The following is a 23791-nucleotide window of genomic DNA, read 5'->3' on the forward strand; positions in this document are numbered from 1 at the left end:
ATCTGCTCAGCGTTCGACGACGTTCCGCAGCGGCGTCCCGGCGTGCAGCGCCTCGACCTGCGCCTCGACGAGAGCCGACGCACCCTGGGGCCGCCCGCCCGCGACGTGCGGGGTGATGATCGTGCGCGGGGCGTCCCACAGTGGCGACCCGTCGCGCAGCGGCTCGGTGTCGGTCACGTCGAGGGCGGCCGCGCCCAGCCGGCCCGCGCGCAGGGCGTCCACGAGCGCGGCCTCGTCGACGGTCGACCCGCGGCCCACGTTGACGAGCACCGCGTGCGCGGGCAGCAGGGCGAGCCGTGCGGCGTCGAGCGCGTGACGGGTCCGGGGCGTCGCGGGCAGCAGCGAGATCAGCACGTCGGTCGCGGGCAGCAGCGCCGGGAGGTCGGTCTCGGTGACCACACGGACCCCGTCCCGCGCGCCTGCGCTGCGCGCGACGCCCGTGACCTCGGCGCCCAGGAGCGCGAGCACGGGCGCGAGCCGCGCCGCGATCGACCCGAAGCCCCACACCGTCACGCGGGCACCGTCGAGCGTGTAGTGCGGCGCGTCGGGGCCGGCCTGCTCGTGCCCGAGCGCCGAGTCCCAGCGGTGCTCGCGCTGCGCCGCACCGAGCCGGTCGAGGCGGCGCACGGCGGCCAGCAGCAGGGCGAGCGTGTGCTCCGCGACCGGCCCGTCGTGCAGCCCGCGGCCGTTCGCGACGGTCACGGACGGCGCGAACCCGGCCGCGAGCACGGCGTCCGGACCGGCCGCGAGCGTCTGCACGAGGCGCAGCGCCCCGAGCCGCTGCGCCGCGTCCTGGAGGAACGGCGGGGGAGCGGCCCACACCACGAGCACGTCGGCGTCGGTGTGCTCGTCCGCGATCGGCGCGTCACCGTCGTACGGGACGACGACGTCGTCGGGCCGGGCCTGCAGGTCGGGCGCGAGGGTCGCGGGGACGAGGATCTTCATCGGTGCTCCTCCTGGGCGGCCGCCCACGCGTACGTCGCGTCGGTCAGCAGCTCGTCGTGTCGTCCGCGGGCGGTCACGACCGCGGCGGGCCCGGGCCCGGGGCCGAGCACGACGACCTCGTCGGCGTCCCCGAGCGCCGCGAGCCGGTGCGTCGCGACGACGACCCCGCGGTCGTGCTCGTGCGCCGCCGCGAGCAGCGTGCGCACCAGGTCATCGGCGGTCCCGGCGTCGAGGTGCTCGGCCGGCTCGTCGACCAGCAGGTACGTCGCTCTCGACAGCAGCGCCCGCGCGACGAGCAGGCGCCGGCGCTCACCGCCCGAGACGGTGGCCGCGTCCGGGCCGAGCATGGTCTCGACCCCGTCCGGGAGCCCGGCCAGCCACCCGCCCAGCCCGACCTGGGCGAGGACGGCGGTCGCGTCGTCCGCGGTCACGTCGCCCCGGGCGACCCGGAGGTTCTCGAGCACGGTCGTCTCGAACACGTGCCCGTCCTCCGCGACGAGGACGACGTCGCCGGCCACGTCGTCCACCTCGCCGGCGAGCGGGGGGACGAGCCCCGCGAGGGACAGGAGCAGCGTCGTCTTGCCGACGCCCGAGGGGCCGACGAGCGCGAGCGCGCGTCCGGGGCGGACGACGAGGTCGACGTCCCGCAGGCACGCGACGTCCCAGCCCACGGTGAGGCGGGAGGCACGGAGCTCGTGCGTCGGCGCGGGCGTCGCGCCGTCGGCCGTCTCGTGATCGGCCCGCGGGTCGAGCAGCGCGACGATCCGCGCGGCGGCGCGGCGTGATCGTTCCATCTGGACGGCCGCGGCGGGCAGGGCCGCGACGCCCTCGAACGCCGCGAGCGGCGTCAGGACGACGACGGCCAGCGCGGTCGCCGAGAGGGTCCCGGCCGCGACCGCGGGGACGCCGAGCAGCAGCGAGGCGACGACCGCGAGCCCGACGGCCCCCGCCTGGATCGCGGCCGCCAGGGCCGACGTGCGCGCCCCGGCGTCGGTCGCGGCCGCGAGGTCGCGGTCGGTCGCGCGCAGGGCCTCGAGCCGGGCCGGGAGCGCGCCGGAGACCTGCAGCGCTCCCGCACCCTCGACCGCCTCGAGCGTGCGCGACGCCATCTCGGCACGGGCGTGGGCCGTGTCGGCCTCGGTCGTACGGGACGCGCGGGCCGAGAGCCACGGGGCGAGCACCCCGGCGAGGACGAGGCACACGGCGAGCGCGACGCCGGCCGCCGGCAGCAGCGCGCCGACGATCCCGACCGCGAGCAGCGACACGCAGGCCGCGACGCCGGCGGGGATGATCGCGCGCACGACGACGTCGCCCACGGCGTCGACGTCCGCGCCCACGCGGGCCAGCAGGTCGCCGCGCCGCACCCGGGCGAGGGCCTCGCCCGTGCCGTCGGCGAGCCGGGTGTACAGGTTGGTGCGCAGCGCCGTCATGCCGCGCAGGGCCACGTCGTGCGACGCGAGGCGCTCGACGTACCGGGCGACGCCGCGCCCGATGCCGAACGCGCGCACCGAGACGACCGCGACGGAGAGCGTGAGCACGGGCGGCATCTGGGAGGCGCGCGCGATGAGCCACGCGGCGACGGCCGCGAGCCCGACCGCGCAGCCGAGCGCGAGCGTCCCCCACAGCACCGCGACCACGACGCGGCCGGGGCGCACCTCGAGCATGCGCACGGCCTGCCGCAGAGGGGCTTCGGGGCGGGCCGGGGCCGCGGCCCGGGACGTGGGCGTGGTGGTCGCGCTCACGCGCTCACCTCCGCAGGATCAGGCGCACGGCCGGGCGACGCCACGGGTGCGGAACGCACGGTGACGACCTCGTCGGCGAGCGCGACGAGCGACGCCCGGTGCGCGACGACGACGACGGTGCGGCCCTGGTCCCGCATCGCGCGCACCGTGTCGAGCACGGCCTGCTCGCCACGGGCGTCGAGGTGCGCGGTCGGCTCGTCGAGCACGACGAGCGGCACCCGCGCCGGGTCGTCCAGGAGTGCGGCGGCGAGCGCGGCGCGCTGGCGCTGCCCCACGCTCAGACCCACGCCGTTGCGACCCACGGGGGTCGACCATCCGGCCGTGAGCCGATCGACGACCTCGTCGAGCCCGGTCGCGCGGGCCGCGGCGTCGAGCAGGGCGGCGTCGACGTCGCGTCCGTCCGTGACGGCGTCGCGCAGCGTGCCGGGGGCGAGGGTCGGTCGCTGGGAGACCCATGTGACCTGGGGCCACCACGTGTCCGGGTCGATCTCCGCGAGGTCGATCTCCGCGAGGTCGATCTGCGTGCCGTCGCTCGGCGGGGCCGCGGGATCCTGCCCGTCGGCGGGCAGATCTTCTGCGGGCAGGTCCTCGGCGGGGCGCACGAGCACGCGCCCCGCGTCGGGGCATAGCAGGCCGAGCAGCACGAGCGACGCGGTCGTCTTGCCCGCGCCCGAGGGGCCCGTCAGCACGACGACGCTCCCTGTCCCGGGCACCCCTGTGCCGACCCGGACCGTGAGCCCGAGCCCGGACGGCGCGTCGAGGTCGCGGTCGCCGGCCCGCACGCTCACGTCGTCGAACGTCACGGTCGCGCCGCGCAGCCCGGGGGAGCGGCGGGTCCCGCGCGCGGGCAGCGGCGTCTCGAGGATCTCGAACGCCTGCTGCGCGGCGGCGAGGCCGTCGGTCGAGGCGTGGAAGTGCATCCCGACCTGACGCAGGGGCAGGTAGACCTCGGGCGCGAGGATCAGCACCACGAGCGCGGACTCGAGGTCGATGCCCTCGCCGCGCACGAGCCGCAGACCGACCCCGACGGCGACGATCGCGACCGAGAGCGTCGTGAGCAGCTCGAGCACCATGCCCGAGAGGAACGCGACGCGCAGGGTGCCCATGGTCGCGCGGCGGCTCGCGTCGCCGAGTGCGCGCACGCGCTGCTGCGGGCCGTGCTCGCGACCGAACGCCCGGAGCGTCGGCAGCCCGACGAGCAGGTCGAGCACCTGGGACCCGAGCCGTTGCACGACCGCGAGGCGCCTCTCGGCGGTCCCCGCGGTGAGCTGACCCACGAGCACCATGAACAGCGGGACCAGGGGGATCGTGCAGACGATCACGAGCGCCGAGACCCAGTCGAGGTCGAGCACCACGAGCAGCGTCAGCGGCGTGACGGTCGCGGCGAGCAGGAGCTGGGGCAGGTAGCGCACGAGGTACGGCTCGAGGGCGTCGAGCCCGCGCGTGGCGAGCGTCGTGACCTCGGGTCCGCGGCCGCCCGCGAGCCAGCGCGGACCGAGCGCGGTCGCGTGCGCGACGACGCCCTCGCGCAGCTCGGCGACCGTCCGGGCGGCCGCACGCACCGCGAAGCGTTCCTGCGCCCACGCGGCTAGCGCGCGCAGGGCGACGACGCCGCACAGCAGCGCGAGCGTGCCCGCCGCGCCCGAGCGCCAGTCGGTCAGGGAGCCGTCGATCGCGGGCGCGAGCACCCGGGCGATCAGCAGGGCCTGGGCGATCACGAGGCAGGCGACGAGCAGGCCGAGCACCGCCGTGAGGACGACGTACCCGCGGGCGGCGCGGGCGTGCCGCAGGAGTCTCGGGTCGAGCGGTCTCACTCCCGCTCGGCCCCGCCCCCGCGGCCGGACGACGCGGCCGCGGTGTCGTCGTCCGCCACCGTGAGGTCGAGGTGCGCGGCGGCACCGCGCGAACCGCTGCCGAACGCGGCCGAGCGGACCTTCTCCCAGGACAGGCCGATGGGCTCGGGGATGTGCTCGGTCGAGATGCGGCGGCGGAACACCCAGTAGGTCCAGCCCTGGTACAGGAGCACGACGGGCACGAGGATCAGCGCGACCCAGGTCATGACCGTGAGCGTGTAGTCGCTCGACGAGGCCCCCTCGATCGTGAGGGAGTTCGCCGGGTCGGTCGCGGGCATCACGTCGGGGTACATCGAGCCGAAGATCAGCACGACGGCCGCCACGATCGCACCGGCCGACAGGCCGAACGCCCAGCCCTCGGCGCCGCGCGCGTTGGCCGCGAGCACACCGACGAGGCACACCGCCGCGACCACGACGGCGATCCAGGTCCAGCCGACCGAGTAGGCGATCTGCGCCCACACGGCCCAGCCGCCCGCGAGCACGATCGCCGCGACCGAGAAGTAGCCGGCGAGGCGGCGGGCTTCGGCGCGGATCGGGCCGTCGGTCTTGAGCGCGAGGAACACCGCGCCGTGCAGCAGGAACAGGCTCAGGGTCACGAGGCCGCCGAGCAGGGCGAACGGGCTCAGGAGAGAGAAGAACCCGCCCGTGAACTGGTGGTCGGCGTCGAGCTCGACGCCGCGCACGAGGTTGGCGAACGCGACGCCCCACAGCACCGACGGGATCCAGGACCCGACGATGATCGCGAGGTCGGCGCGACGCGCCCAGGCCGGGTCGGCGATCTTGCCGCGCCACTCGAACGCGACGACGCGCACGATCAGCGCGAGCAGGATCAGCAGCAGCGGGATGTAGAAGCCGGAGAAGAGGGTCGCGTACCACTCGGGGAACGCGGCGAAGGTCGCGCCGCCGGCGGTCAGCAGCCAGACCTCGTTGCCGTCCCAGACCGGGCCGATCGTGTTGATCAGGACGCGGCGTTCCTTGTCCTTGCGACCGAGCACGGGCAGCAGCATGCCGACGCCGAAGTCGAAGCCCTCGAGCACGAGGTAGCCCGTCCACAGGACGGCGATGAGCACGAACCAGAGAATCGCGAGATCCATGATGATGTCTCCTCAGCCCGCGTCAGTACGCGAAGGACAGGGGTCGGTCGGCGTCGTCGTCGTCGCGCGCCTCGGGCGACTCGTCGTGCACGACGGCGGGCACACCCTCGACCGCGTAGCGGTGCATGAGGCGGAACCAGATCACCGCGAGCACCGCGTACAGCAGCGTGAACAGGATCATCGAGGCGAGCACCATGCCGGGACTCACGGCGGTCGACACGCCCCGCTCGGTGAGCAGCCGGATCTCGTCGATGCCCGTCGGGTTGGGCGCGACGACCCACGGCTGGCGGCCCATCTCGGTGAAGATCCAGCCGAAGGAGGCGGCGAGGAACGGCATGGGGATCGCGACCAGGGCCAGGCGCGAGAACCAGCGCGCGTCGGTCACCCGGCCCTTGCGCGTGACCCACAGGGCCGTGAGGGCGAGCGCCGCGGAGAACACCGCGAGGCCGATCATGAGCCGGAAGCTCCAGTACGCGACGAAGAGGTTGGGCGTGTACTCGACGGGGTCGCCGTTGGCGTCGACGTCGCCGTACCGCTCGGTGAAGTCCTCCTGGACGTCGTTGACGCCCGGCAGGTAGCTCTCGGGGCCCGTGAAGTGCCCGGTGCCGAGGTAGCTCGCGAGGTAGGGGATCTTGAGCTCGTGGCTCACGCCCTCGCACGAGTTGGTCAGGTCGCCGATCGTCAGGAGAGAGAAGCCGGCGCCCTCCTCGCCCTCGCACAGCGACTCGGCGGACGACATCTTGCCCGGCTGCTGCTGGTACATGATCTTGCCCTGGACGTCGCCCGAGATGCCGACGCCGATCCCGGCGACGAGCATCGCGATCACGCCGAGCACGAGGCCCGGGCGGTAGACGTCGCGGGCGAGCTCGACGTTCTCGGGGCGGCGGGTGCGCACCAGGCGCACCATCCACCACGCGCAGATCGCGGTCACGAACGTCCCGGCAGTCAGGTAGGCCGCGGTCACGGTGTGGGGGAACGCGGCGAGCAACGTGTTGTTGGTCAGCACGGCCCAGATGTCGACGAGCTCGGCGCGGCCCTTCTCGGCGTTGTACTCGGTGCCGACGGGGTGCTGCATCCAGGAGTTCGCGGCGAGGATGAAGAACGCCGACAGGTTGACCGAGACGGCCACCGCCCAAATGCACGCGAGGTGCACCTTCTTGCTCAGCTTGTCCCAGCCGAAGATCCACAGGCCCAGGAACGTGGACTCGACGAAGAACGCGGCGAGCGCCTCCATCGCGAGCGGGGCGCCGAACACGTCGCCGACGAAGCGCGAGTACTCGGACCAGTTCATCCCGAACTGGAACTCCTGCACGATGCCCGTGGCGACGCCGATGGCGAAGTTGATGAGCAGCAGCTTGCCGAAGAACTTGGTCAGCCGCAGCCACCGTTCGTTCCCCGTTCGTACCCACGCCGTCTGCATGATCGCCACGAGCGGGGCGAGCCCGATCGTGAGCGGCACGAAGATGAAGTGGTAGACGGTGGTGATCCCGAACTGCCATCTCGCGAGGTCGAGTGCGTCCACGGTTGCTCCCTGGGTCGAGGCGCGTGCCTGGTTCTGAACCTAGGGCCACTCTGCCTGGTCGGCCACCGCGTACCGGGCGGAAAACGGCATCCGTGGATGTATTGTGAACATGTTCACAAGCGTTCGCCGTCGGTGTCGGACGCCGGAGGGCGGGGTGGTGTGGATGCGTGTCGGTCGGGCCCGTGGGACCCCTTGTGCGATACTTCTAGGGATCGAGGGGACTCCACATCTCCCTCGCAGCACGTGCTCGCAGCACCCGCGATCCGCGTGGAAGCGCCGCTGGACGGGATGAATGGCCCGTCCGCGATGCGCCCCGCCGACCGCGGTGCGACGAGCCGTCCACGACGACTTCCGTCACCGGGAGCGGCGCCTCGACGGCGCCGGCACCGGGCGACGACCGACTGCCCTCGGGGCCGCTGGATGTGGGGCGGTCTCCCGGGGTGTACAGGAGCACCCGCGTGACGCTCGAGAACACCGGCGAGAACTCCGCCGAGAAGCCCGCTGCCGCACCGCGCACCCGCCGTCGGGTCACGCGCGAGACCGCAGCCCCCGCGACGGCCGCCGCGCCGATCGTCCTGCCCGCGACGTCGGCCCCCGCCACGGCGCCCGTGACCCGCACCGGGTCGGCGCAGGTCGCGCACGAGCCGGCACCGAGCACGGCCGCGCCCCGACGCTCGCGCCGCGTGGTGCGCGACGTGAGCGGCACGACCTCCGCCGCCGCGACTGCCGCCGGGACCGTGCCCGCGCGCACCGAGGACCAGGCCGTCGACGTGCTTGCCGAGCTGGGCGCGGGCGCTCCCGCGAAGGCGCCCGCCGCCGAGAAGACCGCTCCCGCGGAGAAGACGGCCGGCACCGAGAAGCCCGCCGGCGCCGAGAAGCCCGTGCGCCGCCGCGCGTCGCGCACGGCCGCTGCGCCCTCGAGCGATGCCGCCGCGGCCGTCGACTCGGAGGAGGCTGACACCGAGAAGGCCGGCACCGAGAAGTCGGGTGCGAAGGCTCCGGCGAAGAAGGCCCCCGCGAAGTCGCGCGCCAAGAAGAAGCCGGCGACCGAGGACGCCGGCGACGCGGTCTCGGGAACCCTGGCGTCCGACGCCGCTGCCACCGACACCACCGACACCACCGACGCTGAGAAGGTCGCAGCCGAGACGAAGGCTCCGAGGAAGACCACCCGCACGCGCGCCCCGAAGGCGAAGGCCGCTGCGGCGACCGCGGACGAGTCTGCCGTGGACCAGACCGCTGTCGCAGAGGCCGCCGTGGCAGAGACCGCTGCGGTTGAGACCGATGTGGTTGAGACCGCTGTGGTTGAGACCGCTGTGGACGAGGATCCTGCCGTCGACACCGCTGAGGCTGGTGCGGCACAGCCGACCTCGACCTCGACCTCGAAGCGTGCGCCCCGGCGCGCCACGCGCGCGACCGCTGCTGCCGCGACGGATTCTGCGGCGCCCGTCGCCGCGCCTGCTGCCGAGCCGGCCACGGACACGCGACGCGCCGCGACGCAGGGGTCGGCCGGGCAGGGCTCGACCGGGCAAGCTTCGACCGGGCAGCGGGCGTCCGCCCGCGGCGGTGCGCGCTCGGGCCGCGGCGCGGCCACGGGTGCCGACGAGGCCCCCCGCACGGGTTCGCCGCGACTCGCGACCACCGCGCTGCTGTTCCAGGCGGCCGAGCCGACCACGCGTCGTCCGCGTCGTGCCGAGGCCCCTGCCGGGCCGCCGCGCGTCGCGATGCCGTCGTTCGCCGCTCCCGCCGACGCCGCTCCCGCCGACGACGCGCCCGCGGCCGCCGTGGCCTCGGACGTGGAGGCCGCTGACGTGGCGGCCGTCGACGCGGTCGGCACGGGTGCCGTGAGCAGCACGAGCACGCCGGGCACGGACGAGACCACCCCGGCGGGCCAGGGGTCGCGCTCGTCGCGCCGTCGTGGCGGACGCCGCTCGGGCGGGCGCTCGCGCCAGGACGGCGCGGACGCGTCGACCGAGCGCGCTGGGTCCGACGCGTCCGAGACGAACACCGCTGGCTCGAACGCTCGTGGCTCGAACGCTCCTGGCTCGAACGCTCGTGGCTCGAACGCCGTCGAGTCGACCGCGGACGAGGCGAACGTCGAGGCGGAGGCCGTCGAGGCGCCGCTGACCGACGCCGAGCTCGCCGCCGCCGAGGAGGTCGGCGCGATCGAGGCCGAGCTCGTGGCCGAGGGCGTCGAGATCCCGGAGGGCGCGATCGAGCCCGACCCCGTCGACGCGGACGAGTCGTCCGAGGGCGACGAGGGGGAGGGCGCCGACCGTGAGGACGGCGCACCGCGTCGTCGTCGTCGTCGCGGTGGCCGAGGCCGCCGCCGCGGCCCCGACCAGTCCGACGAGTCGCAGGGTTCCGGCCCGGACCAGGACGCGTCGTCCGGCGACGCGCAGGGTGACGTGCCCGACGCGCGCGCGGCGGACCAGGGCGCGGACGACGAGGCCGCCGACCAGCAGGCCGCGCCGGCGCACGAGGCGGACGACGCGTCGTCCGACGAGCACGATGACGCGGGCGAGGACGAGGGCAGCGGTTCGAGCCGTCGCCGTCGCCGCCGCCGTCGTGGTGGCCGCGGGGAGGCCGGCGAGTCCGGCTCGGCCCCGGCGCGCACGCCGCGGTCGCGCCCCGCGAGCGACGAGGTGACGGCGCTCAAGGGCTCCACGCGCCTCGAGGCCAAGCGTCAGCGCCGCCGTGAGGGCCGCGACGCGGGCCGTCGTCGCCAGATCATCACCGAGGCCGAGTTCCTCGCGCGCCGCGAGGCCGTCGAGCGGTCGATGATCGTGCGCGAGAAGGCCGGTCGCACGCAGATCGCGGTGCTCGAGGACGGGATCCTCGTCGAGCACTACGTCTCGCAGCAGTCGCAGGCGTCGATGGTCGGCAACGTCTACCTCGGTCGCGTGCAGAACGTGCTGCCGTCGATGGAGGCCGCGTTCGTCGACGTCGGCAAGGGCCGCAACGCCGTGCTGTACGCGGGCGAGGTCAACTGGAGCGCGGCGGGCCTCGACGGCCAGCCGCGCCGCATCGAGCAGGCGCTCAAGTCGGGCGACCCGGTGCTCGTGCAGGTCACCAAGGACCCGATCGGGCACAAGGGTGCTCGCCTCACGTCGCAGGTCACGCTCGCGGGCCGCTACCTCGTGTTCGTCCCGGGCGGCGGCATGACCGGTATCTCGCGCAAGCTGCCCGACACCGAGCGCGCGCGGCTCAAGAAGATCCTCAAGGAGGTCGTGCCCGAGGGGTCGGGCGTGATCGTCCGCACCGCGGCCGAGGGCGCGAGCGAGGCCGAGCTGCGTGCCGACGTCGAGCGCCTGCAGAACCAGTGGGCCGCGATCGAGAAGAAGTCGAAGTCCGCGTCGGCGCCCGCGCTGCTGCAGGGCGAGCCCGACATGGCGATCCGCGTCGTGCGCGACATCTTCAACGACGACTTCTCGTCGCTCGTGGTCCAGGGCGGCTCGGCCTGGGACGAGGTCTCCGGGTACGTGGGCGACCTCGCTCCCGACCTCGCGGACCGCGTGACCCGGTGGACGTCGGAGACCGACGTCTTCTCGGTGCACCGCGTCGACGAGCAGCTCGCGAAGGGCCTCGACCGCAAGGTCTGGCTGCCCTCGGGCGGCTCGCTCGTGATCGACCGCACCGAGGCCATGACGGTCGTGGACGTCAACACGGGCAAGTTCACCGGCTCGGGCGGCACGCTCGAGGAGACGGTCACGCGCAACAACATCGAGGCCGCCGAGGAGATCGTGCGCCAGCTCCGGCTGCGCGACATCGGCGGGATCATCGTGATCGACTTCATCGACATGGTGCTCGAGTCGAACCGCGACCTCGTGCTGCGTCGCCTGGTCGAGTGCCTGGGCCGTGACCGCACCAAGCACCAGGTCGCCGAGGTCACCTCGCTCGGCCTCGTGCAGATGACGCGCAAGCGCGTCGGCCAGGGTCTGGTCGAGGCGTTCAGCGAGACGTGCGAGCACTGCCACGGGCGCGGGTTCATCGTGCACACCGACCCGATCGAGCGGTCGAACCACGACCACGGTCGCGGGGGCGACGACCACGCCGCGGACGGCGAGGAGTCGCGTCCGTCGCGCTCGCGCCGTCGTCGCGGCGGGGCGGGCAAGGACGCGGCGCCCGCCGCGCCGGCGACGCCCGAGCCCTCCGACGAGGCGCGCGAGGCGGTCAAGGCCACGCTCGCGACGATCGCCGCCGCGGCGGCGCACGCGCACGAGCACAGCGCCGACGAGGGTTCCGCCGACGTGGCCGCCGTGGCGTCGACCGACGAGGGTGCCGCCGACGGCGGACCCGTCGTCGACGCGTCGACCGACGAGGCCCCGGCTGACGCCGCGGCCGAGGTTTCTGCCGCCGACGTCTCCGCCGCCGAGGTTCCTGACAGCGCCGCGTCGGAGCCTGCTGCGTCGCAGGACGCCGCGTGGGAGGACGCCGCGCCTGAGCCGATCCTGCCTCCCGCGGTCCTCGAGGCCGGCGGCACGACGTCGCCCACCGCGGTCGACCCGCTCGGCGACCTCGGGATCGTGCTGCCCGAGCGTCCGGCCGCCGGTTCGGAGCAGCCCAAAGGAGCAGGGGCCGACGAGGCCCCGGAGCCTGCTGCAGCGTCTGACGAGGCGGCGCCGGTGAACGGCGACCGCACCGACGGCTGACGCGTCGGTCGGCTGACACGTCGGGCGACTGACGCCACGAACGCCGCGACCCCGGGACCACGTCCCGGGGTCGCGGCGTTTCGTGCGTCCGGAGCGTGTGCGTCCGGACGGCTGCGCCCGGGCCGCGTGTGCCCGGACCGCGGGGTCAGCGGGTGCCCGCGGCGGGCACGACGAGCGGGCTGGGTGCCGAGCGGCGGGTGCGCGGCCGGCTCGTGGCCGCGGCGTCCGCGCCGCCGCGGCGGGCCGCGGGGAACAGCCCCTCGGCGCGTGCGAGCCACGCCTCGCGCCGCGCAGGGCTCACGGCGGCCGGCCGCGGGTGCCGCAGGTGCCGTACCCGGCGCACGCCGAGCTGGCGGAACGTGCCGCGTCCGAGCATGCGCCCGAGGGGGTCGCCGAACCAGAGGTGGAACAGCGGGCCCGGCGTGGTCATGACGCTCAGGACGGTGACCCCGAGGTGCCCGAGGTGGCCGTCGAGCGTGCCGAGCCGGGTCTCGTCGTACGCGAAGCCGGGCACGAGGACCTTGTCGACGAACCCCTTGGTCCGGGCCGGCAGGGAGGTCCACCACACGGGGGTCACGATCACGAGGTGGTCCGCGTCGGCGATCCGGCGCTGGTAGTCGACCACCTGCGGGTCGGTGGTGCTGCGCCCGCGCCAGGCCGCGAGGTCGGCCTGGCGCATGACGGGGTCGAAGTCGTCGGCGTCGAGGTCGAGCACGTCGACCGTGTGCCCGGCCGCGGTCGCGCCCCGCGTCACGGCGGTGGCCAGCGCGCGGCTGAGGCTCCCGGGGTAGGGGTGGTCGATGACCACGAGGATCTGCACGTCATTCTCCTTAACAGTGTTCGACTTGAACACTGTTAAGGGTGCCTGACCCTTGGTAAGGTGTCAACGCATCAGAGCCGAGACGTGGAGGTGCTGGCATGGCCGAACGGCTCGACCGTGCGCGGGTCGTGCGGTGCGCGCTCGTGCTGCTCGACGAGGTCGGGCTCGACGGCCTGACGACCCGGCGCCTCGCCGCCGAGCTCGACGTCAAGGCGCCCGCACTCTTCTGGCACTTCCGCGGCAAGGACGACCTCCTCGACGAGATGGCCGCGACGATGCTCGCGGACCTCGCGGACGCCGACGTCTGGGACGACGCCTCGGCGGACTGGGCCGAGTGCGTGCGCGAGTCCGCGCACGTGCTGCGCTCCGAGATCACCCGGCGCCGCGACGGTGCCCGCCTCTTCGCGCGCACGTTCGCGGACCCTGCCCTCGGTCGCGCCGCGATCGCCCGGCCGATGCGCATCCTGACCGACGCCGGCCTCGCCGCGGACGACGCCGCAGCGGCCTGGCGCACGGTCCTGGGCTTCGTCCTGGGTTTCGTCGTGCAGGAGCAGGGCCGGCCGGGGGAGCGCGCGGCGTCCGACGATGCTGCGCCTGCGGCGTCCGACGATGCTGCGCACGGTGCCGGTGCCGGTGCCGGTGCCGGTGCCGGGCCGGTCGAGGCCGAGGTCGAGGCGGAGGGCGTCGTGTCGCGCGCGGCCGAGGTTGACGCGCAGTTCGCGTTCGGCGTCGACGTGCTCGTGCGGGGGCTCCGCTCCCGGCTGGGCGTCGAGTCCGCGGACGCCGCGGCCGCCGTCTGCGGCGAGGCCCGGATCACAGCCGACGAGGTTTGACCTGCGGGTGGGGCTTCCGTAGGATTGGACGTCGGTGCGCTGCGTGCGCGCCGTTCAGGTGTGCCCACGGACCAGGTCGCACTCACACGCCGCGGCGTGCCGAGTACCCAAGACGGCCGGACGTGCTGAGCGCACAGCGATCTAGCAGAGATGAGCAGCAACGTGGTGTACGCAGTCGTCAAGGCCGGTGGCCGTCAGGAGAAGGTGTCCGTCGGCGACATCGTCGTCGTGGACCGTCTCAAGGTGACCGAGGGCGAGTCCGTCGAGCTCACTGCTCTCCTCCTCGTCGACGGGGAGAAGGTGACCACCGACGCCGAGAAGCTCGCGAAGGTCAAGGTCACCGCTGAGGTCGTCCGGGACGAGAAGGGCCCGAAGATCACGATCCTCCGGTACAAGAACAAGACCGGCTACCGCCGTCGCCAGGGTCACCGTCAGCAGCTGACCCGCCTCAAGGTCACCGGCATCAAGTGACCCCGCCGGGCGTCTGACGCCCCGGGTTCTTCTTCACTCTTCGTACTGAAAGCAGGATTGAGATGGCACACAAGAAGGGCGCGAGCTCCTCGCGCAACGGTCGTGACTCCAACGCTCAGCGTCTCGGCGTGAAGCGCTTCGGCGGCCAGGTCGTCGGCGCCGGCGAGATCATCGTGCGCCAGCGCGGCACGCACTTCCACCCGGGCAACAACGTCGGTCGCGGTGGCGACGACACCCTGTTCGCCCTCGCGGACGGCGCAGTGCAGTTCGGTACCCGTCGTGGCCGCAAGGTCGTCGACGTGGTCGCCGTCGAGGCCTGAGCCACACCTGAACCGCGACCCTGAGGGGTCGCCGGTCGATCTCCCGGGAGGGGCGCACCGACGTCGGTGCGCCCCTCCCGTCTTTTCCGTGCCCGCCGCCTCGCGGCGGGGCAGCAGCAGTCCTGAGAGGATCGCCATATGGCCACCTTCGTCGATCGTGTCGTGCTCCACGCCTCCGGCGGGAACGGCGGCAACGGCTGTGCGTCGATCCGCCGCGAGAAGTTCAAGCCGCTCGCCGGCCCTGACGGCGGCAACGGCGGCGACGGCGGCACGGTGCGCCTCGTGGTCGACCCGCAGACCACGACGCTGCTCGAGTACCACCACTCGCCGCACCGCCACGCGGCGTCCGGCACGCAGGGCATGGGCGACAACCGGCACGGTGCCGCGGGCGGCGACCTCGTGCTGCGCGTCCCCGACGGCACGGTCGTCAAGGACACCGAGGGCAACCTCCTCGCCGACCTCGTGGGCGACGGCGCGGAGTACGTGATCGCGCCGGGCGGCCGCGGCGGGCTGGGCAACGCGGCGCTCTCGTCGCAGCGCCGCAAGGCCCCCGGGTTCGCGCTGCTCGGCGAGCCGGGTGAGGAGGCGGACGTCGTCCTCGAGCTCAAGTCGATCGCCGACGTCGCGCTCGTGGGCTTCCCGAGCGCGGGCAAGTCCTCGCTCGTCGCCGCGATCTCCGCCGCCCGACCGAAGATCGCCGACTACCCGTTCACGACGCTCGTGCCGAACCTCGGCGTGGTCCAGGCGGGCGACACGCGCTTCACCGTCGCGGACGTCCCGGGTCTCATCCCGGGCGCGAGCGAGGGCAAGGGGCTCGGGCTGGAGTTCCTGCGCCACATCGAGCGCACCGCGGTGATCGTGCACGTGCTCGACTGCGCGACGCTCGAGCCGGGCCGCGACCCGCTGACCGACCTCGCGCTGCTCGAGGACGAGCTCGCGGCGTACGCGGGAGACCTGAGCATCGAGGGCGGCCGCGTGCCGATCAACGAGCGCCCCCGCATCGTGGTCCTCAACAAGATCGACGTGCCCGAGGCGCGCGAGCTCGCCGAGCTGGTGCGCCCCGACCTCGAGGCGCGCGGCCTGCGCGTGTTCGAGATCTCGACCGCGAGCCACGAGGGCCTGCGCGCGCTGTCGTTCGCGCTCGCCGAGATCGTCGCCGACGCGCGCGCCCAGGCGCCCGCGCCCGAGCCCACCCGCGTCGTCCTGCGCCCCAAGGCGGTCGACGACGCCGGGTTCACGGTCAAGCGGATGGAGCAGAACGGCGAGCCGTACTTCTGGGTGCGCGGTGCCAAGGTCGAGCGCTGGGTGCGCCAGACCGACTTCTCCAACGACGAGGCCGTGGGCTACCTCGCCGACCGCCTCGCGCGCGCCGGCGTCGAGGACGGGCTGTTCAAGGCCGGTGCGGTTTCGGGCGACGAGGTGCGGATCGGCCCCGAGAAGAACCAGGTCATCTTCGACTGGGAGCCCACGCTGCACTCGGGCGCCGAGCTGCTCACCGGCCCGCGCGGCACCGACCTGCGCCTCGACGAGACGAACCGTCCCACGCGCAAGGACAAGCGCCGCGAGTACACCGAGCGCATGGACGCCAAGGCCGAGGCGCGCGCCGAGCTGTGGACCGAGCGCGAGGCCGGCACCTGGACGGACCCCGAGTCCGACTGACCCGCGAGGCGCCGGCCGCGCACGCCCGGCCGGCGCCCGCGCGAGACGTCGTGAGTCATCTCACGCGAATGTCACTGCGCGAGATTTCCGGCGGGAGCCGGGCCGTGCGCGCCATGATGGGCGGGTGACGGTTGCAGAACGCTCCCAGATGTCCGAAGCCCACCGAGTCGTCATCAAGATCGGTTCGTCGTCCCTGACCCGGGAGGACGGCCGCCTCGACGTGCGCGCCATCCACGCGCTCGCCGACGTGATCGCCGCGCGGCACCGCCAGGGTCACGAGGTCGTCCTCGTGACGTCCGGGTCGGTCGCCGCCGGGATCGAGCCCCTCGGCCTGCCGGGCCGCCCCCGTGACCTCGCGCAGGCGCAGGCCGCCGCGTCGGTCGGTCAGGGCCTGCTCATCGCCCGCTACTCGGGCGCCTTCGCGGGCCACGGCCTACAGGTCGGCCAGGTGCTGCTGACCGCGGAGGACACGGTCCGCCGCGGTCACTACCGCAACGCGCAGCGCACGCTCGAGCGGCTGCTCGAGCTCGGCGTGGTGCCCATCGTCAACGAGAACGACGTGGTCGCGACGAACGAGATCCGGTTCGGCGACAACGACCGTCTCGCGGCGCTCGTCTCGCATCTCGTCGGCGCGGACGCGCTGATCCTGCTCACCGACGTCAACGGCCTGTACACGGGGCACCCCGCGCACGAGGGCTCGCGCCCGATCAGCAGCGTGAGCGGCCCCGAGGACCTCGAGGGCATCGAGGTCACGGGTCGCGGCAGCGCGGTCGGCACCGGCGGGATGCTCACCAAGCTCGACGCCGCCTCGATCGCGACCAGCTCGGGCATCCCCGTGGTGCTCACGACCCCTGCCAACGTCGCGGGCGCGCTCGCGGGCGAGACCGTGGGCACCTGGTTCGCGGTCACGGGCAAGCGCACGTCGCGGCGCCGGCTGTGGCTCGCGCACGCGGCGCGCACCCGCGGGACGATCACGCTCGACGACGGCGCGGTCGCCGCGGTGCTCGGCGGGCGCGCGTCGCTGCTGCCCGCGGGCGTCACCGGCGTCGCGGGCACGTTCGACGCGGGCGACCCGGTCGAGCTCGTCGACGCGGCCGGGAACGTGGTCGCGCGCGGGCTCGTCGCGTTCGAGTCGGACGAGCTGCCCGGGATCATCGGTCGCAGCACGCGCGACCTGCGCGCCGAGCTCGGCGAGGGGTACGACCGCGAGGTCGTGCACCGCGACGACCTCGTGCTGGTCCGCCGCCGCCTCGCCTGAGCGGCCACTTGTGCCCGACGGTGACAGCGGACGATGATGAGCGCGCTGTCACCGTCGATCACAGGAGCACGCATGTCGAGCACCGTCGCGCAGGCCGGGACCCCGGCTCCCACCGAGGTCCGTCACCCCGTCCCGGCCTCGTTCGGCCCGGAGGTGGCCGCGCGGCTCGCGCTCCGCGTCAGCGCGGCCCCCGACGCCGAGCGGGTGCGGACGTTCGCCCCGTACACGGGCGAGCAGGTCGCCGACCTGCCCGTGTCGACCGCGGACGACGTCACCGCGGCCTACGCCGCCGCGCGCACCGCCCAGGCCGGCTGGGCGGCGTCCTCCCCGGCCGAGCGCGCACGCATCGTGCTGCGGTTCCACGACCTCGTCGCGGCGCGCCAGCACGAGGTGCTCGACCTCGTCCAGCTCGAGAACGGCAAGGCGCGGCGTGACGCGTTCCTCGAGGTCGCCGACGTGCTCAACACGTCGCGCTACTACGCGCGCACCGCACCCGGGCTGCTGCGCGCGCGCCGCCGCCGCGGAGCGCTGCCCGTGCTCACCGCGACGACCGAGCTGCACCACCCCAAGGGCGTCGTCGGCATCGTCTCGCCGTGGAACTACCCGCTCTCGCTCGCGGTCGGCGACACCCTCCCGGCGCTGCTCGCCGGCAACGCCGTGGTCCAGAAGGCCGACACGCAGACCGCGCTGACCGCGCTGTGGGCCGCGACGCTCATGGACGAGGCCGGCCTGCCGGCCGGGCTGTGGCAGGTCGTCGTCGGGCCGCCCGAGCAGGTCGGCGACGCGCTGCTCGCGGGTGCCGACTACATGATGTTCACGGGCTCGACCGCGACCGGACGCCGGATCGCCGCCGCCGCGGGGGAGCGGCTCATCGGCTGCTCGCTCGAGCTCGGGGGCAAGAACGCGATGGTCGTGCTCGACGACGCCGACCTCGACGCGGCCGCCGAAGGTGCGGTGCGCGCCTGCTTCAGCTCGACCGGCCAGCTCTGCATCTCGATGGAGCGCCTGTACGTCCACGCCGCGGTGCACGACGCGTTCGTCGAGGCGTTCCTCGCGCGCGTGCGCGCCATGACCCTCGGCCCCGACTTCGGGTACGCCACCCAGATGGGCTCGCTCACCTCGCAGCGCGTGCTCGACACCGTCGCTGAGCACGTCGAGGACGCACGCGCCAAGGGCGCGACCGTGCTCGCGGGCGGGCGCGCACGCCCCGACCTCGGCCCGCTGTTCTACGAGCCGACCGTCCTGACCGACACCGACGAGTCGATGACCCTCTACGCCTCCGAGACCTTCGGCCCGGTCGTGAGCATCTACCGCGTCGAGGACGACGACGACGCCGTCGCGCGCGTCAACGCGACGCCCTACGGCCTCAACAGCTCGGTGTGGACGCGCGACACCCGTCGCGGCGCCGCGCTCGCCGCTCGCCTGCGCACCGGCACCGCCAACGTCAACGACGCGTTCGCCGCGGCCTGGGGGTCGATGGACGCGCCCATGGGCGGCATGGGCGACTCCGGCCTCGGCCGCCGCCACGGCGCCGAGGGGCTGCTCAAGTACACCGAGGCGCAGACCGTCGCCGTGCAGCATGGCCCCGGGCTCGCGCCCTTCGGGGGCATGACGCACGAGACCTACGCCAAGGTCCTGACCCGCGCGCTCGGCGTCATGCGCCGCGTCGGCCTCAAGTAGGCGGCCCGGTTCAGCGCTGGGCGGACGCCCGCATCGCAGACCGTGATGACGCGCGCACGGTGCGGCACGTAGTGTCGAGGGCATGACTTCGCTGGACTCGACCACCCGCACCGCCGACCTCACGGACGACGTCCGCGACGCCGTCCTCGACGTCGCCCGCCGCTCCAAGGTCGCCGCGCGCTCGCTCGCGACCGCGACCCGCGCGACCAAGGACGCCGCGCTGCAGGCGCTCGCGGACGCGCTCGTCGCGGCGTCCGACGAGATCGTCGCGGCGAACGCGAAGGACCTCGAGCGCGGCCGCGCGAACGGCACGAGCGAGGGCCTGCTCGACCGGCTCGCGCTCACGCCCGAGCGGATCGGCGCGATCGCCGACGCGCTGCGCGAGCTCGCGGCGCTGCCCGACCCGGTCGGCGAGGTCGTGCGCGGCTCGACGCTGCCCAACGGCCTGCGTCTGCGCCAGGTGCGCGTGCCCATGGGCGTGGTCGGCATGATCTACGAGGCCCGGCCCAACGTGACGGTCGACGCCGCGGGGCTCGCGCTCAAGTCCGGCAACGCGGTGATCCTGCGCGGCGGCTCGGCGGCCGCGTCGTCCAACGAGGTCATCGTCGAGGTGCTCGGTCGTGCGCTCGAGGCGCAGGGCCTGCCGCGCGACCTCGTGCAGTCGATCGACGCGTACGGGCGCCCGGGCGGGGTGGCGCTCATGCACGCGCGCGGCCTCGTCGACGTGCTCGTGCCGCGCGGCGGCGCGAGCCTCATCCAGACCGTCGTGCAGGAGTCGACCGTGCCGGTCATCGAGACGGGCGTGGGCAACTGCCACGTGTACGTCGACGAGTCGGCCGACGTCGAGACGGCCCTGAACATCGTCATGAACTCCAAGACGCACCGCGTCGGGGTGTGCAACGCCGCCGAGAACCTGCTCGTGCACGCGGGCGCCGCACCCGACTTCCTGCCGGCCGCGCTCGACGCGCTCGACGCCGCGGGCGTCGTCCTGCACGGTGACACCGCGACCCAGGGCTACGCGCCCGAGGGCGTCGAGGTGATCCCCGCCACGGACGAGGACTGGGGTACCGAGTATCTCGCCCTCGAGATCGCGGTGCGCGTCGTCGACGACCTCGACGGTGCGATCGACCACATCCGCACCTGGTCGTCGGGGCACACCGAGGCGATCGTCACGCGCGACCTGACGAGCAGCGAGCGGTTCGTCGCCGAGATCGACACGGCCGCGATCATGGTCAACGCGAGCACCCGGTTCACCGACGGGCAGCAGTTCGGGCTCGGCGCCGAGATCGGGATCTCGACGCAGAAGCTGCACGCGCGCGGCCCGATGGGCCTCGGCGAGCTCACGACGACCAAGTGGATCGTCACGGGGGACGGCCACGTGCGCCCGTAGCCTCGTGAGAGACTGAACCATCCTCCGGGCGCCGGTCGCCCGGGAACGAAACATCTCGGTCGTCGAGACGACGCCGAACGACGGACGACAACGCATGGAGGACACCGTGGTTGCTGCTGCACTGGCCGCTGCTCAGGAGACCGAGGGGATCGTCAACCACCTGCCGATCCCGCCCATCGCCTACGGGCTCCTCGCCTTCGGCGGTCTCGTCGCGCTCCTGCTCGTGACGTACGCGTTCCGCAGCGTCGGCACGCGGCACTGACCGCGAGCGGCGGACCCGGCACGATGACGCAGGCCCGATGACCCGGCGCCCCCGTGTGGGCGTGATGGGCGGCACGTTCGACCCCGTCCACCACGGCCACCTCGTCGCGGCGAGCGAGGCCGCGGCCCGGTTCGAGCTCGACGAGGTCGTGTTCGTCCCGACGGGGCAGCCGACCTTCAAGCAGGACCAGAAGGTCAGCGACGCCGAGCACCGCTACCTGATGACCGTCATCGCGACGGCGTCCAACCCGCGGTTCACGGTGAGCCGGGTGGACGTCGACCGGCCGGGCCTGACGTACACGGTCGACACCCTGCGGGACCTGCACGCGCAGCGCCCCGAGGCCGACCTGTACTTCATCTCGGGCGCCGACGCGATCGAGCAGATCCTGCGGTGGAAGGACGCCGACGAGCTCTGGGACATGGCACACTTCGTCGCTGTGACCCGACCGGGCCACGCGCTCGACGTGGGACGCCTGCCGACCGGCGTCGTCTCGACGCTCGAGGTGCCGGCGCTGTCGATCTCGTCGACCGACTGCAGGGAGCGCGCCCGCGAGGGGAAGCCCGTCTGGTACCTCGTGCCCGACGGGGTCGTCCAGTACATCGAGAAGTATCGCTTGTATCGAGGTCTTGCAGATGAGTAATCCGGGAGAGCCGGTCCGGCCGCTGACGCGGCGCGAGATCCGTGAGCGCGAGCAGGCCGCGGCGGAGGCCGCCGCGGCCGAGCGTGCCGCGCGGTCCGCGCCGACGCCGCCCGCGTCGTCCGGCTACGGGCAGCGCCCGCCGTCGGCCGGGTACGACCGTGCGGGCGGACCGCCCGCCGCGACCCCGCCGCGCGCGTCGTACGGCGGGGCGTCGCGCCCCACCGAGCACCCGCGCGCCGAGAACCCGCCGTCGCGGCGCACGCTGCGCGACGCCGAGGTGGGACGCGCGTCGGCAGCCACCCCGCCGCCGCGCCCGGCCCCGTCGGTGCGTCCCCCGTCGTCGAGCGTCGCCTCGCGCGGCCTCGACGAGACGGGCCGCCTGAGCCCTGTGCAGGACACGGGCGGGTACGCGGTCCGGCCGTCGTCCGCGACCCGGCACCCGGGCGCGTCCCCCGACGCGCCGCGGCCCGCGACGACCTCGGTCTTCGGTCGTGCCCCCGGGCGCGACGACGCCCAGTGGGTCTCGCCCTCGCGCCCGACCCAGCACCCGGGCTCGCGCCCGACCTCCGCACCCCAGGGCTACCAGGGCGGGGACTCCCGCCCGACGCCGCCCCCGGCCCAGCAGCCCGACACGACCTCGGTCTTCGGGTCGTCGTCCGCGACGCGCTCCGCGTTCGGTGCGCCCGAGGCCCAGCAGGGCGACTCCTCGCGCACGACCCCGCCGCGCACGTCCGTGCTCTCCCGCGGCGCGTCGGCCCCCGAGCGCACGCCGTTCGGCACGCCCGCCGAGCCCGCGGCGGCCCCCGCGTCGCCGCTGCCGTGGGGCACCCCCGCGTCGTCGGCGCCCGCAGCCTCCGCCGCGACGTCCGCGTCGATGTCGTCCGCGCCCACCGTGGCCGAGCCGCGGGGCGGCGCCCCGGAGGTCGACGAGGCCGAGGCCGCGCCCGAGCTCCCCTGGGGCTCGATCGCACCCACCGAGAAGCCCGCGTCGTTCCCCGCGTCGCGCCGTGCGTCGTCCGCCACCGAGGAGGGGCCCGCCGGCCGCTCGGCCGCGGACGACGAGCACGACGACGAGGACTGGGACGACGAGGACGACAACCCGCACGCGTACACGTGGCTGCACTACCTGATCCTCGTGGCCGTCGCGTTCGTGCTCGGCCTGCTCATCTGGGAGCTCGGCTTCAGCGAGGACCAGGGCTCGTTCGACGACTCGGCGGCCCCCGCCGTCGTCCTCGAGCACAGCGCCCCACCCTCGTCCTGACCGGCACCACCCCACCCCACTCCCGTCAGACCGTCGCCCTTCAGACCGTCGCCCTTCAGACCACTGCCCGCCGCACCCCGGCCGGGCCACCACAGATCGGACCCACCGTGACCGCAACCGAGCGTGCCGTCGAGCTCGCCGTGACCGCAGCGCGTGCTGCCTCGGGCCTCAAGGCCGAGGAGATCATCGCGCTCGACGTGAGCGAGCAGCTCGTGCTGACCGACGTGTTCCTCATCGCGTCCGGCACCAACGAGCGTCAGGTCTCGTCGATCGTCGACGCCGTGGAGGAGGCGCTCCACAAGGAGGGCGTCAAGCCGCTGCGCCGCGAGGGCAAGAGCGAGGCCCGGTGGGTGCTGATCGACTTCGGCGACGTCGTCGTGCACGTCCAGCACGCCGAGGACCGCCGCTTCTACGCGCTCGAGCGGCTCTGGAAGGACTGCCCGAGCATCGACCTGCCCGAGGACGCCCGCGGCGGCGACGGCACCACGCCCGAGCCGGGCGACGGCGCGATCTTCCTCTCGGAGGAGGACCCGCGCGCATGAGCGCCGGCACGATCGTCCTGCTGCGGCACGGCCGCACCGCCTACAACGCCGCGATGCGCCTCCAGGGGCAGGTCGACATCGCGCTCGACGACGTCGGGCAGTGGCAGGCGGAGCAGGGCGGTCGTGCGCTCGCCTCGGCGCACCGCGCCACGCGGGTCGTCGCGTCCGACCTCTCGCGCGCCGCCGCGACCGCCGAGGCCTACGCGGCGGCGCTCGGCGGGCGTGAGGTGATCCTCGACGCACGCGTGCGCGAACGCTCGTTCGGCGAGTGGGAGGGCCTCACCGGCCCCGAGATCAAGGCCGGCTGGCCCGACGAGCACGCCGCCTGGCGCGCCGGGGGAGAGCCCACCTCGACCGGGGCCGAGCTCAAGATCGACGTCGCCGCACGCATGGTCGCCGCGATCACCGAGCACGCCGCCGACCTGGCCGACGACGAGACCCTCGTGGTCGTCTCGCACGGCGCCGCGATCACGCTCGCCGTGACCGGCCTGCTCGGCCTCGACGCAGGCACCTGGCGAGGCGTCGCGGGCCTGCACAACGTGCACTGGTCGCACCTGCACCGCTCGGGCCCCGGGGCGACGCCCGACTGGCGGCTCGTGGCGCACAACGTGGGCGCCGACTTCCCGATCGACCAGTGGAACGCGGGCCCGGACTGGAATTTGGAACCGGGCGACGAATCTGCGTAGACTAGCGATGCTCCCGAGGGGAAACCCCCGGTGAGCACTCTGCAAAGAGTTCGGGGCTGTGGCGCAGCTGGTAGCGCACCTGCATGGCATGCAGGGGGTCAGGGGTTCGAGTCCCCTCAGCTCCACCGAACAGACGAAGGACCCGGCCGGTGGCCGGGTCCTTC

At 74.2% G+C, this 23791-nt stretch carries 19 protein-coding genes and 1 tRNA gene; 14 read left to right on the forward strand and 6 right to left on the reverse strand.

All coding sequences use genetic code 11. The features are described from left to right. Positions 1-6: 6 nt before the first annotated feature. Genes CLV28_RS06500 through CLV28_RS06520 form a run of 5 tightly spaced genes read right to left on the reverse strand, consistent with a single transcriptional unit; the run spans position 7 to position 7156 of the window. On the reverse strand, positions 7-945 hold the full coding sequence (locus CLV28_RS06500; protein ID WP_100422523.1) for an NAD(P)-dependent oxidoreductase: 939 nt from the start codon (positions 943-945) through the stop codon (positions 7-9). After that, positions 942-2687, reverse strand: coding sequence for a thiol reductant ABC exporter subunit CydC (cydC, locus tag CLV28_RS06505; RefSeq protein WP_275405097.1), 1746 nt, complete (start codon positions 2685-2687; stop codon positions 942-944). The genes CLV28_RS06500 and cydC overlap by 4 nt, the downstream gene beginning before the upstream one ends. After that, on the reverse strand, positions 2684-4501 hold the full coding sequence (cydD, locus tag CLV28_RS06510) for a thiol reductant ABC exporter subunit CydD (protein ID WP_100422524.1): 1818 nt from the start codon (positions 4499-4501) through the stop codon (positions 2684-2686). Before cydD ends, cydC begins: the two co-directional genes overlap by 4 nt. Beyond that, positions 4498-5634 carry a cytochrome d ubiquinol oxidase subunit II gene (cydB, locus tag CLV28_RS06515; protein ID WP_100422525.1) on the reverse strand — a complete coding sequence of 379 codons (1137 nt, stop codon included), beginning with the start codon at positions 5632-5634 and terminating at the stop codon, positions 4498-4500. Before cydB ends, cydD begins: the two co-directional genes overlap by 4 nt. Positions 5635-5656: 22 nt before the next feature. Next, positions 5657-7156 carry a cytochrome ubiquinol oxidase subunit I gene (locus CLV28_RS06520; protein ID WP_100422526.1) on the reverse strand — a complete coding sequence of 500 codons (1500 nt, stop codon included), beginning with the start codon at positions 7154-7156 and terminating at the stop codon, positions 5657-5659. A gap of 458 nt (positions 7157-7614) precedes the next feature. On the opposite strand from CLV28_RS06520, the gene CLV28_RS06525 reads away from it, so the two are divergent. Further along, complete coding sequence (locus tag CLV28_RS06525) at positions 7615-11805, forward strand: ribonuclease E/G (protein ID WP_308440397.1); 4191 nt, start codon at positions 7615-7617, stop codon at positions 11803-11805. A gap of 145 nt (positions 11806-11950) precedes the next feature. Here the strand turns inward: CLV28_RS06525 and CLV28_RS06530 are convergent, their stop codons facing one another. Continuing rightward, positions 11951-12625: an NAD(P)H-dependent oxidoreductase gene (locus tag CLV28_RS06530; protein WP_170062636.1), complete on the reverse strand. Its 675-nt coding sequence runs from the start codon at positions 12623-12625 to the stop codon at positions 11951-11953. 98 nt (positions 12626-12723) lie between these two features. Between CLV28_RS06530 and CLV28_RS06535 the strand changes: the two genes are divergently transcribed. The 13 genes from CLV28_RS06535 (at position 12724) to CLV28_RS06590 (ending at position 23752) form a co-directional block, all read left to right on the forward strand. Further along, entirely contained in the window at positions 12724-13458 is a 735-nt protein-coding gene (locus CLV28_RS06535) for a TetR/AcrR family transcriptional regulator C-terminal domain-containing protein (protein ID WP_100422528.1), read from the forward strand. A 150-nt stretch (positions 13459-13608) separates the two neighbouring features. After that, entirely contained in the window at positions 13609-13929 is a 321-nt protein-coding gene (rplU, locus tag CLV28_RS06540) for a 50S ribosomal protein L21 (RefSeq protein ID WP_100422529.1), read from the forward strand. Positions 13930-13991: 62 nt separating this feature from the next. After that, positions 13992-14249 (forward strand): 50S ribosomal protein L27, encoded by a 258-nt coding sequence (gene rpmA / locus CLV28_RS06545; protein WP_100422530.1) that lies wholly within the window; start codon positions 13992-13994, stop codon positions 14247-14249. 138 nt (positions 14250-14387) lie between these two features. Continuing rightward, entirely contained in the window at positions 14388-15908 is a 1521-nt protein-coding gene (gene obgE, locus CLV28_RS06550; RefSeq protein ID WP_100422531.1) for a GTPase ObgE, read from the forward strand. Positions 15909-16056: 148 nt separating this feature from the next. Next, the gene (proB, locus tag CLV28_RS06555) at positions 16057-17166 is read left to right on the forward strand and encodes a glutamate 5-kinase (RefSeq protein ID WP_100422532.1); all 1110 of its coding nucleotides are present in this window, start codon (positions 16057-16059) and stop codon (positions 17164-17166) included. 72 nt (positions 17167-17238) lie between these two features. Then, positions 17239-18846 (forward strand): succinic semialdehyde dehydrogenase, encoded by a 1608-nt coding sequence (locus tag CLV28_RS06560; protein WP_203968305.1) that lies wholly within the window; start codon positions 17239-17241, stop codon positions 18844-18846. Positions 18847-18928: 82 nt separating this feature from the next. Beyond that, positions 18929-20236 carry a glutamate-5-semialdehyde dehydrogenase gene (locus tag CLV28_RS06565; RefSeq protein WP_100422534.1) on the forward strand — a complete coding sequence of 436 codons (1308 nt, stop codon included), beginning with the start codon at positions 18929-18931 and terminating at the stop codon, positions 20234-20236. Positions 20237-20330: 94 nt separating this feature from the next. After that, entirely contained in the window at positions 20331-20498 is a 168-nt protein-coding gene (locus CLV28_RS15650) for a hypothetical protein (protein ID WP_170062637.1), read from the forward strand. Between the two features lie 37 nt (positions 20499-20535). Then, the gene (nadD, locus tag CLV28_RS06570) at positions 20536-21138 is read left to right on the forward strand and encodes a nicotinate-nucleotide adenylyltransferase (RefSeq protein WP_100422535.1); all 603 of its coding nucleotides are present in this window, start codon (positions 20536-20538) and stop codon (positions 21136-21138) included. Beyond that, a complete protein-coding gene (locus CLV28_RS06575) occupies positions 21131-22399 on the forward strand; it encodes a hypothetical protein (protein WP_100422536.1) in 1269 nt (422 codons plus the stop codon). Before nadD ends, CLV28_RS06575 begins: the two co-directional genes overlap by 8 nt. Before the next feature lie 107 nt (positions 22400-22506). Beyond that, positions 22507-22941 carry a ribosome silencing factor gene (gene rsfS / locus CLV28_RS06580; protein WP_100422537.1) on the forward strand — a complete coding sequence of 145 codons (435 nt, stop codon included), beginning with the start codon at positions 22507-22509 and terminating at the stop codon, positions 22939-22941. Then, positions 22938-23627, forward strand: coding sequence for a histidine phosphatase family protein (locus tag CLV28_RS06585; RefSeq protein WP_100422538.1), 690 nt, complete (start codon positions 22938-22940; stop codon positions 23625-23627). Before rsfS ends, CLV28_RS06585 begins: the two co-directional genes overlap by 4 nt. Before the next feature lie 52 nt (positions 23628-23679). Beyond that, a tRNA-Ala gene (locus tag CLV28_RS06590) sits at positions 23680-23752 on the forward strand. Positions 23753-23791: the final 39 nt, after the last annotated feature.

Origin of the sequence: Sediminihabitans luteus (genome assembly GCF_002797595.1) — a bacterium.
GTDB lineage: Bacteria > Actinomycetota > Actinomycetes > Actinomycetales > Cellulomonadaceae > Paraoerskovia > Paraoerskovia lutea.

Excerpts from the sequence above, each read along its gene's own strand:
- CLV28_RS06500 (WP_100422523.1), bottom strand. The coding sequence starts at position 945 with ATGAAGATCCTCGTCCCCGCGACCCTCGCGCCCGACCTGCAGGCCCGG.
- cydB (WP_100422525.1), bottom strand. The coding sequence starts at position 5,634 with ATGGATCTCGCGATTCTCTGGTTCGTGCTCATCGCCGTCCTGTGGACG.
- CLV28_RS06535 (WP_100422528.1), top strand. The coding sequence starts at position 12,724 with ATGGCCGAACGGCTCGACCGTGCGCGGGTCGTGCGGTGCGCGCTCGTG.
- rplU (WP_100422529.1), top strand. The coding sequence starts at position 13,609 with ATGAGCAGCAACGTGGTGTACGCAGTCGTCAAGGCCGGTGGCCGTCAG.
- rpmA (WP_100422530.1), top strand. The coding sequence starts at position 13,992 with ATGGCACACAAGAAGGGCGCGAGCTCCTCGCGCAACGGTCGTGACTCC.
- obgE (WP_100422531.1), top strand. The coding sequence starts at position 14,388 with ATGGCCACCTTCGTCGATCGTGTCGTGCTCCACGCCTCCGGCGGGAAC.
- proB (WP_100422532.1), top strand. The coding sequence starts at position 16,057 with ATGTCCGAAGCCCACCGAGTCGTCATCAAGATCGGTTCGTCGTCCCTG.
- CLV28_RS06560 (WP_203968305.1), top strand. The coding sequence starts at position 17,239 with ATGTCGAGCACCGTCGCGCAGGCCGGGACCCCGGCTCCCACCGAGGTC.
- CLV28_RS06565 (WP_100422534.1), top strand. The coding sequence starts at position 18,929 with ATGACTTCGCTGGACTCGACCACCCGCACCGCCGACCTCACGGACGAC.
- CLV28_RS15650 (WP_170062637.1), top strand. The coding sequence starts at position 20,331 with ATGGAGGACACCGTGGTTGCTGCTGCACTGGCCGCTGCTCAGGAGACC.
- nadD (WP_100422535.1), top strand. The coding sequence starts at position 20,536 with ATGACCCGGCGCCCCCGTGTGGGCGTGATGGGCGGCACGTTCGACCCC.
- CLV28_RS06575 (WP_100422536.1), top strand. The coding sequence starts at position 21,131 with ATGAGTAATCCGGGAGAGCCGGTCCGGCCGCTGACGCGGCGCGAGATC.
- CLV28_RS06585 (WP_100422538.1), top strand. The coding sequence starts at position 22,938 with ATGAGCGCCGGCACGATCGTCCTGCTGCGGCACGGCCGCACCGCCTAC.